The sequence below is a fragment of the Methylobacterium sp. AC690 genome (genome assembly GCF_979256535.1).
The window spans coordinates 139,286-151,766 of sequence record NZ_CEEDOX010000013.1 but is presented as its reverse complement, the minus strand read 5'-3'; the positions used below and the strand labels follow the sequence as shown (position 1 = coordinate 151,766).

Sequence of the window (12,481 nt, the reverse complement as noted above, 5' to 3'; positions counted from 1 at the left end):
AACAGCCCGCGTGCCGCAGAACCGGTGAGCCGCCGTCAGCTCGTGAACCGGTCGAGTGTTGCGGAACGGCGCAGCACGAGCACCTTGAACAGGATCGGCCCGAACAGGCCCGCGATGAAGGTGACGACGATCAGCCCGACGAAACCAGCCCCCGTATAGGGCAGGACCTTCAAATAGACGGCCTTCGCCAAGCCGATGAAGACGGTATTGAAGAGATAGATCGCCAGGGCAAAGCTGCCGATCGCCAGCAGGATCCGGTCGCGCGCGACGAGACTGCTGAGCATCAATCCATGCAGGGCCGGCATCGACAGCAGGCCGACGACGAGCAGCGCATCCCACCCGTTCGGAACGCGCGTTACGATTCCCAGCGCCAGGACGAAGACGACGGCACTCAGCGGCAGGTAACGCCGCATGGCCGGCAGGATCGCCTGGCGATAGGCGGCGGCGCAGCAACCCGCGACGAAGAAGATGAAGAACCCCATGATCCGGTCGGCGAACAGCACATCGGCCACCGGAAGAGCGTGAAGAACCAGGGCGATGGCTGCGATCACCAGGAACGAGCCGCGCGCGAGGCGCCACAGCACGGGGAAGGCGACCGAGTAGACGAACAGGACCCAGAGGTACCAGATGGAGAAGACCGGGCTGGTTTTCGTGGCGAAGACAGCATCGTAGAGGCCCCCGCCGACGCCCCGCGGAGCCTCGTCGACGTACATGACGTGCGAAGCCACGGTCTTGCCGACGATGGTGAGCACCAGCATGATGCCGAAGGGCGCCAGCAGGCGCAGCGATCTCTGGCGGACGAGGCGCCCGTAGGCGGCCCCGATGCGCAGATGGCAGCCCGTATAGAAGAAGACGAAACCGCTCAGATACATGAAGAAGGGCATGTGGAACGCATAGATCGCCAGCTTGAGCTGTGCGTACCAAGCCTGCTCGCCCAGGGTCCCGGACTTTACGAGGTGGCCCAGGACCACGAGGGTGATCGCCAGTCCCTTCGCCCGATCGATGTCCAGGAGCCGCTCGCGCTCGGCAGGGGCGGCCCGGAGGCCCGGCGATGCGGTTCCGTCCGCTGAAGCAGGCCCGTGCGCCGGGCTGGTCGTGGCTGCGAACGTATCCATGGTAACGCTATAGACGAGGGGGAACTTTCGCGGAAGCTCTCCGGCGCGGTGTCAATCGACAGCCGTCCGAGATGCCGCTATGGGTTGGCCGACCGGGTCACCACCCGTGGGGCTGACGCGCATGACGGATAAAACAGGTAAAGCGGATTCGCTCGAAGGCTTGGTCGCGATGATTATCGTCGGCTTTCAAATGCTCTCGACGTTTCTGCCGCTCGAGAACTATCTAGCGCCTCAGTACCGGCTTGCAAACGACCCGGTTGTTGTCACGGCCTTCCCGTCGGCAACCCTCACGCTTGTCATCACCATTGCCTGTCTCGCGTTCTTCTCTTTCCGAGATGTCGACAGGATGATGCAAGCCGCACTCAAGTCTTGGCCGCTGCTGCTCTTCTGTGCCTATGCCTTCGTGAGCGTTACGTGGTCGGCGGAGCCGAGCACGGTCATCAATCGGTGCGCGCGGCTCACGATCATTGTCGTGTATCCCATCTACCTCGTACAGCGCTTCGCCTACGACGAGTTGCTGAAGCTGCTCACGCGCGCCTTTGCGATCGCGGCGGTGAGCAGCTACGTGGCGGTGGCCTTCTTCCCCGCCTACGGCCTCAGCCTGCTCAACGGCTACACCGACGCCTGGCGCGGGGCCTCGAGCCACAAGAACTTCCTCGGCGCGACCGCCGCGCTCGGCAGCCTGGTGGTGTTCGAATCCTTTCGGCGCCGCGCGTCGAATCGGCTTTTTGCCGCCGTCACGTTCCTCGCGCTGCTGGGCCTCCTGGTCAATGCGCGGTCGGCGACCGGCGCCATCAGCGCGCTGATCTGCCTGGTGATCGCCGCAATCTCGCTGCTGCGCAGTCCGTCGGACAAGGTGCTCGTCACGCTGCTGCTTCTGACCGTGGGGCTTGTCCTGGCCCTGGTCCAGCAATCCACCGACCTGCTCAGTCTCGTCGGCCGCAGCAGCGATCTCACCGGGCGGACGCCCATCTGGCAGGCGGTCTGGTACATCATCCAGCGCCGGCCCATCGTGGGCTACGGCTACGGCTTCTGGAACATCAAGTCGTCCGAGACGCAGATCATCGACGGCCTCGTCGGCACGAGCGTCCCCCACTCGCACAACAACTGGCTGGACGTGTGGATTCAGCTCGGCGTGGTCGGCGTCGCGCTTGCCGCCTTCCTGTTCCTGCGGGCGGGCCGGCTCTCGCTGCGGGCGATGAAGCTCGGCTCGGCCACGACGATGCTGCCGAGCCTCCTGATCCTCAATATCTTCATCCGCGGCTTCAGCGAGACCGTCCTGACCGACCCAGGCACGGCCTCGATGTTCTGGCTCGCCCTGTCCTTCACCATGCTGACGGACGAGCTGAGTCGGGTCGGCCAGACAGAGCCGGTCACGGCGTCCGGGCGACGCGCCGTCGGCGCCGGCCGACAGGGAGGCGTTCGGCGCGCCGCCGGGGTTATGCGCCCCGAGGCACATCCCCCCGGCGCTTCGGTGTCAAAAGGCTCGTGATCGGCCGTTCGACGAGGAGGTGGACGATGATCCCGGCGACGACGGCGGCCGCGACCGTCGCGATGTAGGCCATGTTCGGTCCGACATACGCCTTGAAGGGCCCCGCCATCAGGACCTTCACGGCGATCGAAGCGACCGGCTCGTGGATCAGGTACACCACGTAGGAGGCCGCCCCGAGGAGACCGAGGGTGGCGTCGAGGCGCGGTCGGGGCCGGTTGGGCAGCGCCAGCAGAGCCGTCATCAGTACGGCGTAGCAGGCGAGATAGGCCAGCGTCAGCGGCACCGGACCACCGAGGATGCCGGAGCCGGAGCGCCACTCGCCCGCGAAAAGGGCGATCAGGCCGGCGATGGCAACGGCCGACAGGAGCGGCAGGACGCGCGTCAGGCGAGCGAAATACGCGGAGCGGTAGAGCCAGGCCACGCCCAGTCCCATCGCGAACCCGAGATTGTGCACGCCCAGCAGCTTGTTGATCGGCATGAGGTAGTCGGGCTCGACGAGCCGGAAGGCGACCGTGACGAGGCACGCCAATTGCCAGGCGACGAAGGCTCCCATGCCCAGGGCCGGGCGTAGGATGACGAGACCGAAGAACAAGTAGAAGACGAACTCGTGCTGAAGGGTCCAGGCCGGCGCCAACGTCAGGAGGCCCTCACGCGGGATCAGTAGAAGGTCGAGGATGAATTTGGGCAGCGTGAGGGCTCGATCGGCTCCGTAGACCGGGTGAGCCAGGAACAGCAATCCGAGCGGTACGACGGTGAGATAGAACATCGGCAGGATCCGAACCGCTCGCTTCCGGAAGAACGTCCCGATGCGATGCGGTTGCCCGATGTCCCGGGCGTGGGCGGTCGCGATGATGAAACCACTCAGGACGAAGAAGAACTCCACTCCGGAATGCCCGCCCTCGAAGATGCGTCCGCCTGTCGTCACACCGAAATACTTTTCGGTGAAGCCGTAGACATGAAACAGGCAGACGAGGAGTGCCGCCACGCCGCGCCCATACTGCAGGCTCATGATCGTGCGCGACCCGGAGGCGGAAGGCACCGCGTGCGGATGTCCGGCAACCGATACCGACGCGGCCTCCCGCATGATGACGGCCATATCTTCCTCTCAATCGATCTGGGGTCCGACCCACCGGCCGCGCCCGACAGGTGCCACGAAGCCACAGGTGCAGCAAGTTCACGGCCATCCCGGAAGCGAGGCGTCGTCTCGATCTCCAGGAGCCGGGACAAAGCGTGCGGCACATCCTAAGGATCAGCCATGCCCAATCCTGATCGCCCCGCCTCCGAGGCAACCTCTGGCCTGTCCCAGGCCGCCATCCCGCCCGCGATGCCCAATCCGGTCGAGGGGACGGCGGCCGACGGCGCCACGGCGTCTGCAGCGGCGGGCTCGGGGACCACGGTCCGGGCGGCGATTTTCCGAGGAAGCGCGTTCCTGTTCGGACGCCAGATCATCTCGATCTTCCTCAAGTTCATCGGCGTTCTGCTGATCAGTCGTCTTCTGGGACCCGAGCGCTACGGCGCCTACGTGGCGGCCATCGGCGTCTACCAATACGGGCTGAGCCTCGGGCAGGCCGGCATCGGCGTCTGCCTCCTGCGCCACGAGAAGGAGCTGACGGCGGAGGAGTACGGGACGAGCTACACGCTCCTCGCCGCAACGGCCCTCGCCCTCGTGGTGGTGATGGAGGGCAGCGGCGCGCTGCTCGCCGGATACGTCAACGTCGAGGGCTTTCGCGACGTCCTGAGCGTTCTCGTCCTCGCGATCCCGCTCCAGGTGCTCGCGATCCCCGCGACCGCGCGCGCCGAACGGGCGCTCGATTATCGCTCGGTCGCGACCATCGAGCTCTCGGGTCAGTTCGCCTATTATCTGATCGCGGTTCCGCTGGTGCTCGGAGGCAGTGGCGCCGTCTCGCTGGCCGTAGCCTGGGTCGGGCAACAGGGCGTGTCGTTCGTGCTCGCCCACGTGCTGACACGCACCTGGCCCGTCTTCCGCTGGCAGTCCGCTGCGGCCCGCCACCTGCTCGGCTACGCCTTCTCGTTCTCGGCGCAGAACTGGATCTGGCAGGCGCGCAGCCTCGTCAATCCACTGATCGTCGGACCCGCCTTCGGGGCGTCCGCGGTGGGCATCGTCGGCATGACGGTCGGCATCGTCGAGATGTTGAGCGTCCTCAAGACGATCGCCTGGCGGCTTTCCGTTGCGGTGCTGCGCTCGGTGACCTCCGACGTCCCGCGGCTCCTGCGGGCCATCACGCAGGGCATGGAACTGCAGACGCTGGCCATCGGCTCGATCCTTCTCGCCTTTGCTTGGTTCGGCAAGTGGGTCGTGCCGCTCGTCTTCGGCGAGCGCTGGCTGCCGGTGCTCGACATCTACCCTTATCTTGCGCTGTCTTACCTGACGATGGCGCCGTTCAACATGCACACCGCGACGCTGTCGGTTCTGAACCGGAACTGGCCCCTCGCCGGCTACCATATCGTCCACGTAGCCCTGTTCGCCGGCGTGGCCGCCATCGCCGTCCCCCTCTATGGCCTGCGCGGATACGGCTTCGGCGAGGTGGCGACGCTCCCGGCCTATGCCATCCTGCACCTCATCCTCGCCCGTGCGGTCGGAAGTCCCGATTACCGATTGACCGCCCTGTGGTGGGGTGCCGCCGCGATCGGGCTGTTCTGGCGTGAGCTGGGCCCTTGGGCCATTGCCGTCCCGTTCATCGCCCTGCTCCTGCCCCCCTCGCTGCGACGGCTGCGCAGCCTGGGCGCCCCGCTCCTGGAGCGCTTTCATCGGCGGAGATCCTGACGTTCGGGAAACGGGGCGCTTCAGGTTCGGCCTCCGGCCGAACGGCAGGGCTTCCGACGCGGTCGAGCGCGGATGCTTCCTGCTCGGTCGGCCACGGGCGCTTCCGAGCAGGTTCGACACCCGATCCCAGGGTTGGATGGTGCGATCTTCTTCGCGGAGTCGCGGGAGGTGCTCGGGGTGGAATTCGGCAGGATCGCGCCGAGCGGGGGTCCGTCGCGCGATCCGGTCCCATCGAGCCCCCCCGGAGAGCGCACTCGAAGCGCCAAGGGCCTTCACCCGGGGACGCTCGCCAGGACCGTCGGTCCTCGTGCGGGACGGACGCGACCTCGAACTTTGCCGTGCAGGGGCGGATTGAATCCACGCTCGACGCGGCGGGCGCCGACATCTGCGGCGATCACCGTCGCCTCTGATCGCCTTATGGTGTCGTGGACGACGGCTTTCAGCCGGGAGAGGCATGGCTCCCGCGCCGAGCCATTGCGGTCACAGCCGGCAAGTCCCCGTGGGGCTTCACGCCCGAACAGGCGAAACCCGCGCTGCCAGTCCGGGGGTGAAGCCTCGGCGGGGGTGAAGCCTGGCGTGGTGACGTGACCGGGACCGGGTCGCCGCCCTCCCGCCGAGTGGGTGCGCAGGCAATCGTCGGAACCGGGCCTGGACGGGCGACGCCGGCGCGTCGATCGTCCCCCGCACGACGCGGGGCAGGGACTGCCCGGCCGCCCGACAGGCGTAGAGGTGTGGGCACGACCACCGGAGCCTCCGCTATCGGAGGCTCCCGTCGCTGATGGGCGCGCATCGGGGCGCTTGGCCTTCGATGTCCGTCAGAGGTCTTGGGCGCGCCGCGCGGACACGCGCCGCGCGGCGTAATTGAAGCCGGCGGCCTCAGGCGGCCTCAGGCCTCTCGTGGTAGTAACTGGTGTAGTAAGCGCCCTTGTAGCCTTCCAGGCGCTGCAGTTGCGCCGGACTGGCCTTGTTCAGGATGACCCCGAGCAGGCGGTCGCGCAGGAACTCGGTTCCGTCGAGGGCTTCGGCGACGGCTTGGCGTGAGGTCTTGTTCCACTCCACGACCATGACGAAGCAATCGATCATCGAAGAGACGGCGCGGACGTCGACCACGGGCAGGACCGGCGGCAGGTCGATCAGGACATAGTCGAACTGACGACGCGCCGCCTCGAAGACCGAAGCCATCGCTTCCGACGACAGCAACTCGGCGGTCTGCCACATGCGCTTGTTCAGAACGGCGGGCAGCAGCCGGAAGCCTGTCTCGGAATCGACCTGCACGACATCGGCGACGGAACGGCTTCCGCTGAGGACCTCGATCAGCCCCTCCCGGGCCTCCGGGGCCAGGAGGCGCGTCAACGACGGATTGCGCAGGTCGCCGTCGATCACCAGGACCGAGCGGCCCGAGGCTGCGATGGTCCCGGCCAGGTTCGCGACGACGGTCGTCTTGCCCTCGTTCGGCAAGGCCGAGACGATCCCGATCACCCGGCTCTGACGGTTCATCGCGCTGATGTCGGCTGCGACCTTCACCGCGCGCAGGGACTCGGAGAAGCGCGAGAAGGGTGCGTCGACCGCCTGTCGCGCCATGGCGTTCCTCAGAAGCCCAGCCGTGGCGGGGATCGGCGCGGCGGGAAGGCGTGCCGCATTGGGCAGGATGCCGAGGCACTCGACCTGCGTTTCGGACTCGACGTCGGCGGCGGTGCGGAAGACGCGGGCGCCGAGTTTCTCGCGTCCGAGAGCGGCGGCGAAGCCAAGCAGGAGGCCGAGCGCCAGGGCCCCCGGCAGGATGATGATCGTCTTCGGCGAACTCTTGCGCTTCGGGGGCGTCGCGGCCGAGATCAGGCGAGCATCGGTGACGGGGAAGTTCTGCTGCTGCGTCGCCTCCATGAAGCGCTGGAGGAACGTGTCGTACAGATTCCGGTTGGTCTGGGCCGAGCTGGTCAGATCGCGAAGTTTGACTTGGGCCTGCCCGGTCGTCCCCGCACTCGTGACCAGCGAGGCGAGACTGTCCTGCAGCGACTTCTCGCGGGTACGGGCAATCTCGTACTCGCTCTTGTAGGTCTCGGCGATCCGATTGACCTCGTCGCGGATGGAACGACGGATCTCCGTCATCTGCCGGACGAGGTTCTGCACCGAGGCGTGGGTCGCGCCATAGCGATTCGAGAAGTCCGCCTGGCGGGCGGACAGGTCGAGGTACTGCGCCCGGAGCCTGGTGATCACGTCATCGCGAAGCGCATCGGTCACGGTCGCATTCGGAATGTCTTCCTTGCTGACCTGGTTGATCCGATCCAGGCGGGCCTTCGCCTCTGCCGTGGCCGCGCGGGCGGATACGAGCTGGCTGTTGACGTCACCCAGTTGCTGTTCGGTCAGCAGGCCACGACCCGTGTCGATGATGTTGTTGTCGGCCCGAAACTTCTGGACTTCCGCCTCCGCGACCGTCGCCTGTTCGCGCAACTCCCGAATACGATCCTGCAGCCACTTGCTCGCGCGCTTGGTCGCTTCGTAGCGGCTCTCGAGTTCGGTCGTGGCGTAGGCATCCGCGATGGCGTTCGCGATGGCTGCGGACTTGACCGGATCGATCGACGTGTAACTGATCTCGATCGCGTAGGTCAGTCCGACGCGCTTGATCTGCAGGTTGCGCTCGAAGGCCGCGACCGTCGCCTGCTCCTTCTCCGCCGCCGTGGCCGGCTCGTCCGAGCCGAAAAGGTTGATGATCGACCGGATCAGGCCACCATCCGCGAAGATCGGGTCGTCGACGAGCTTGAGGTCACGGATCACCGCGAGGGCGATGCTGTCGGACTTCAGGATCTCGACCTGGCTCTCGACTCCGGTTGAGTCGAACACCTGATCGCCGACCACCTGCTGTTGCGAGGAGAGAAGCTGATTCTTGCGCGTATCGATCAGCAGGGTTGCGTAAGCCGTAAACTTAGGCTGCGCGGTCAACACATAGATGAGAGCAAGCATAACCAGCGGGACAGTCACCGCCAGGATCGTCGGCCATTGCCGCTGCGCGATTTTGACATAGGTCGCGATCTCAAAGCCACCACTCGGCATCGCCTGGTCGACCGATGCAGGTTGGCTAAGATTGTTTACCCTAAGCATTCTTAACCTCTAGCAAGCATACATCAGGGCCGTACCTGCAAGGGCCTGGCCAAGCGGCAATCCTGATCTAATTTTTTGGTGCGGTGTAACGGTCGTGTCGGAACCGTACTCATCCCATCCGAGTGTCTATCAAAATCCCGGCTTGGGCGTAAGGGCGGAAGTTCGCAATCTCCAAGACCGGTAAAAATCAGTCACGTCGCTTCGCGACGCGAAGCTTGAATTCGAGTCGGCAAACAGAAACGTAGCGAGTCAAATCGGCAGGATCACGGCATAGATGAGTCTACATTGGACAGTGTCGGACTGCTGGATTGCGCTTCATCAACGCTTCTGCGAGATTGATCAACGGAATCGTAAATCCAACGATGCAACCTCGCCCGACCTGACGGTTTCATGACGTGACTGGTCGAACTTCACGGGCAGGCATGGAAAAACGCGAGATCTCATTGTGTTGCGGTTGATATCTCTAGTCCTTCTACTGTGCCTCTGCAATTTTGCCCATGCCCAGGGCGCCGGCCAGGGCCAAACTGCGAAATGCTCGCCGAGTGGCGCACAGCAATGCGACAGCGGCGTCATCATGTGCCAAAACAAGTACTGTTCGGTACTGGGGAACCCTGACAGGCTCGAGTATCGCGCCTGCCGGCAAAACTGCTACTTCAATTATGCGCGATGCCGACGGGACAATGGCTGCCAATCCTGAACTTGCACGCCCGTGATGACGGTGCCCCGGCCCGACGCGGGCCGGGCCGCAAGGTCTCGGATCGCCACACCAGCGGTCAGCGAGAGATTGGCTGAGCTCGAACGGGGCAGAAGACCAAGCGCCGCAATCTGATCCACACGCTCGGCGCAATCCCGATGCGCGCTGCGTTCAACCCTCATCGCAGGGTTCGCTCGGCAAGTTCTATTGTTAGGAGGCCTGCCGTCGGGATGTCAGCGCACGAGGCCGCCAGCCACGTCCGCCGACGCGGCGCCGGGATGCCGCGATGGCCCGATGAAGCGTCGTCTTAGTATCCCGGTCAGCGGACGCTCGATCAGGACGTGATACAGGCACCCCGCCGCAGTCCCGCCCGCAACCAGCGCGGTGAGCACGAGGCCGAGCGGCACGTCCTGGGGCAGAACCCGCAGCAGGAGATGGATGAGCGCAGCCAGGACGACCGGGTGGATCAGGTAGATCGCGTAGGACGCCGACCCAAGAAAAACCAGAACCGAGGGGACGCGGAGGCGTCCCGAGCGCTCCAGTTCCACGAGGCCCGCGATCAGAGCCGCCGCAGGCAGGCCGAACGCGAGTCGAAAGACGAGGGAGATGTCCGGGAACTGATTGCCGAGGGCCATGAAGGACGCGAAGGCCAGCCCTCCCCCGATCGCAACCAGGGCTGGCCGTGACACCTTTGCCCGGGACAGGAAGATCGCCGTTGCGACCCCGAGGAGGAATTCGAGGTTGTAGGCCGACAGCAGGATGTTGAGCGGGAGCGGGAGGGGTGGGAAGGCCTGCGCCACCAGGATCGCGACGAACCAGATGCGAAACAGCCAGGTGCCCCATCGGCCCAAAACGATCGCGAGGCCGAACAGCACGTAGAACATCATCTCGTAGACCAGCGTCCAGGCGACACCGATGATCAGCGGCTTGGGCCAGGGCACGAGGGTGAGCGAGGCGAGGGTGGTGTCGAGCTCGCGGTCGAAGCCCCGGCCGAAACCCGGGCTCAGGTAGAAGGCAATCGTCACCGGGATCAGGATGCCCCAGTAGGGTGGATAGATGCGGATCAACCGACGCAGGGCATAGCCCTTCAGGCGCGACGGCCGTCCGATGTCCGACCAGTGCATCCAGGCAATGATGAAGCCGCTCAGGACGAAGAAGAAATCGACCCCGACGTGGAAGATCTCGAAATGCCCATCCAGGAGCATCGTGTTGTATAATCGCGGCTCGGCGATGTTCCGACTGGCGTGATAGACGACGACCAGGAGTGCAGCGATGCCTCGCGCCGCCTCGATCCCGGTAAATCGCTGACGGGGCGCGCGCGGGCCGCGCGTATCACCGGGGACCGCAGACGTGTCGATCGTCGCTTGATGCGTCCGAATCTGCGACGCGTCGCCTCCGACGGCTGGCCTTTGGTCCAAGGGGTATCACCATCGTTGCGTTTCGGGACCGGGCACGGTGCGGCGCACCATAGACCGGCGGGATCGCACGAGATAGCCACGTGCCAGATGCCTTGCGCAGGTCGCGACGCAGCCCGTATGCCGGCTCCCTTGACGTTGCTGATTATGTGTTCTTGACAAGGTTGGCTATGGCCTGCAGGCCGTCGGGCCTCGTGCAGGACGGTCCACCAGCGCGTTTCGGCGGCAGGACATCGAACCCAGCCCGGTCCTGACGGCCGCCTTCGGCGACGACGGCGCGGGCAGCCCTGCACCGCATGTCCAACGCAGCCGGTTCCCCCTTCTCCCGCGCCGAGGTCCTTGATGCGCATCTTCCAAGTCTTGCCGCGGCGCATGCGCTTCGAGGCGCGTCACGCCACGTCGGTCGAACTCTGCGTCGCGGACTGGGTCGCGGGCAGCCGGTACCGGTCTGGGACGACCGTGTTCGCCGAGACCGGGGGGGCGCCGCTCCTCGACGTGTCGATCGAGCGCTTCGCACCGGCCCGCCGGCTCGCGAGCTACCGAACGGCCTGGGACCTCAGGCAGGCCGTCGCCCGACGGGGATGCGACCTGATCGTCTTCCAGCAGCACATTGCGACAGCCGCGCGCATTGCAGCGCTGAACCCCTCGTTGCCGATCGTGCTCCAGACACACAACTTCGTCGCGCCGTCGGCGACCGGCCCGGCCGCCGCGGCGCTCGATGCCCTGACGGCGTGGCGCCTCAATCGGCTCGGCGGGATCACCTTCGTCAGCGAAACCACGCGGCGCGATTTCGAGACGCGCTGGCCGCAGGTCCGGGTGCCGCGGACCGTCGTCAGCAACGGTTTCGACTTCTCAGGCTGGACGCCGAAGGTGCCCCGCGCGAAGCAGGTGCTCTTCGTCGGCCGCGCCCAAGAGGATAAGGGGGCCCTGGAGGCCGCCGAGGGTGTTGCCCGCTTCGCGGCACGCTACCCCGCGTGGGGCGCGGTCTTCGTCGTGTCCGAACCCGAGCGCAATCCGACCTACTTCGACGCCGTCAAGGCGGCCCTCGCTCCCATGGGGCCGCAAGCCGAACTCCTGACCGGGGTTCCGTTCAGCCGGATCAAGGCGCTGAACGAGTCGGTCGCCATCTCCCTCGTGCCCTCGAAGTGGATCGAGCCCTTCGGACGGACCGCCGTCGAAGCCCATGCCGGCGCGGCGACACTCGTTTCGTCGGGCACGGGTGGCCTGCGCGAAATCAGCGGCGATTGTGCGCTCTATCTCGAGGCCGTCACGCCGGAGGCGATCGAGACGGCCCTTGCGCGTCTTGCGCAGGACCCCTCCCTGGCGGAGGGATTGGCGCGCGAGGGCGCAGCGCGCGCCCGTCACCTCTGGCGCCTGACGGCCCCGGGCGTGCCGGCATCGGAGCGAGACGCGACGATCTGCGAGCGGCTCGACGCCTTCTACGACGAGGTCGTACGATCCTGGCGTCCCGCGTGACCCGGCCCCGGTCCCCGCGGACACGTGGACGGGACTAGGCGGCCCGCCCCATCGCAGACGGTGCCGCGGCCGCCGCCTGGCGGGCGGCCTCGGATGCCTGAACCCGCTTTCTCAGGTCACCGGCTGCGGTCACGGCCGCCTCGCTAACGAAGGCGGACATGTAGGCCAGGGCGACGTCGGACGGCAGCTTCACGCGTGTCAGACCGTCATGGGACCGGCGACGGCTCCACATGCGCGCGCGCGCGATCTCGCGAGCGCCATCGGAAGCGACGCCGTAATGGGCACCGAGCTCATCGTAGGTGATCCAGATCTGCGGCATCTGTCGGGTCCAAGCTCGCGAGTGACAAAGGAAGACGTCAATCAATCTATCGCCATAGTCGGGGGCAAGGCGTTATCGATCTATGAAAC

The 12,481-nt window shown here is 65.9% G+C and carries 8 protein-coding genes; 3 read left to right on the top strand and 5 right to left on the bottom strand.

Going from position 1 to position 12,481, the window contains the following annotated elements; translation table 11 throughout:
- Nucleotides 1-35 precede the first annotated feature (35 nt).
- Nucleotides 36-1,115 carry an acyltransferase family protein gene (locus tag AC0IY1_RS16540; protein ID WP_471770931.1) on the bottom strand — a complete coding sequence of 360 codons (1,080 nt, stop codon included), beginning with the start codon at nt 1,113-1,115 and terminating at the stop codon, nt 36-38.
- 79 nt (nt 1,116-1,194) lie between these two features.
- Here AC0IY1_RS16540 and AC0IY1_RS16535 point away from each other — a divergent pair, with 79 nt between their 5' ends.
- Nucleotides 1,195-2,607 (top strand): O-antigen ligase family protein, encoded by a 1,413-nt coding sequence (locus tag AC0IY1_RS16535; RefSeq protein WP_471770929.1) that lies wholly within the window; start codon nt 1,195-1,197, stop codon nt 2,605-2,607.
- On the opposite strand, the gene AC0IY1_RS16530 is transcribed toward AC0IY1_RS16535, so the two are convergent.
- Nucleotides 2,555-3,646 (bottom strand): acyltransferase family protein, encoded by a 1,092-nt coding sequence (locus AC0IY1_RS16530; RefSeq protein ID WP_471770927.1) that lies wholly within the window; start codon nt 3,644-3,646, stop codon nt 2,555-2,557. The two genes, AC0IY1_RS16535 and AC0IY1_RS16530, sit on opposite strands and share 53 nt — an antisense overlap.
- Before the next feature lie 216 nt (nt 3,647-3,862).
- On the opposite strand from AC0IY1_RS16530, the gene AC0IY1_RS16525 reads away from it, so the two are divergent.
- Nucleotides 3,863-5,392 carry an oligosaccharide flippase family protein gene (locus AC0IY1_RS16525; protein ID WP_055946113.1) on the top strand — a complete coding sequence of 510 codons (1,530 nt, stop codon included), beginning with the start codon at nt 3,863-3,865 and terminating at the stop codon, nt 5,390-5,392.
- A gap of 876 nt (nt 5,393-6,268) precedes the next feature.
- On the opposite strand, the gene AC0IY1_RS16520 is transcribed toward AC0IY1_RS16525, so the two are convergent.
- Together AC0IY1_RS16520 and AC0IY1_RS16515 are read right to left on the bottom strand one after the other, a co-directional pair.
- Nucleotides 6,269-8,440 carry a polysaccharide biosynthesis tyrosine autokinase gene (locus AC0IY1_RS16520; protein WP_471770924.1) on the bottom strand — a complete coding sequence of 724 codons (2,172 nt, stop codon included), beginning with the start codon at nt 8,438-8,440 and terminating at the stop codon, nt 6,269-6,271.
- 975 nt (nt 8,441-9,415) lie between these two features.
- The gene (locus AC0IY1_RS16515) at nt 9,416-10,600 is read right to left on the bottom strand and encodes an acyltransferase family protein (protein WP_471770921.1); all 1,185 of its coding nucleotides are present in this window, start codon (nt 10,598-10,600) and stop codon (nt 9,416-9,418) included.
- A 339-nt stretch (nt 10,601-10,939) separates the two neighbouring features.
- Between AC0IY1_RS16515 and AC0IY1_RS16510 the strand changes: the two genes are divergently transcribed.
- Nucleotides 10,940-12,073: a glycosyltransferase family 4 protein gene (locus AC0IY1_RS16510; protein WP_471770919.1), complete on the top strand. Its 1,134-nt coding sequence runs from the start codon at nt 10,940-10,942 to the stop codon at nt 12,071-12,073.
- A 34-nt stretch (nt 12,074-12,107) separates the two neighbouring features.
- Here AC0IY1_RS16510 and AC0IY1_RS16505 read toward each other — a convergent pair whose 3' ends face one another.
- Nucleotides 12,108-12,392, bottom strand: a complete 285-nt coding sequence (locus AC0IY1_RS16505) for a hypothetical protein (RefSeq protein WP_471770916.1) — start codon at nt 12,390-12,392, stop codon at nt 12,108-12,110.
- Nucleotides 12,393-12,481 lie beyond the last annotated feature (89 nt).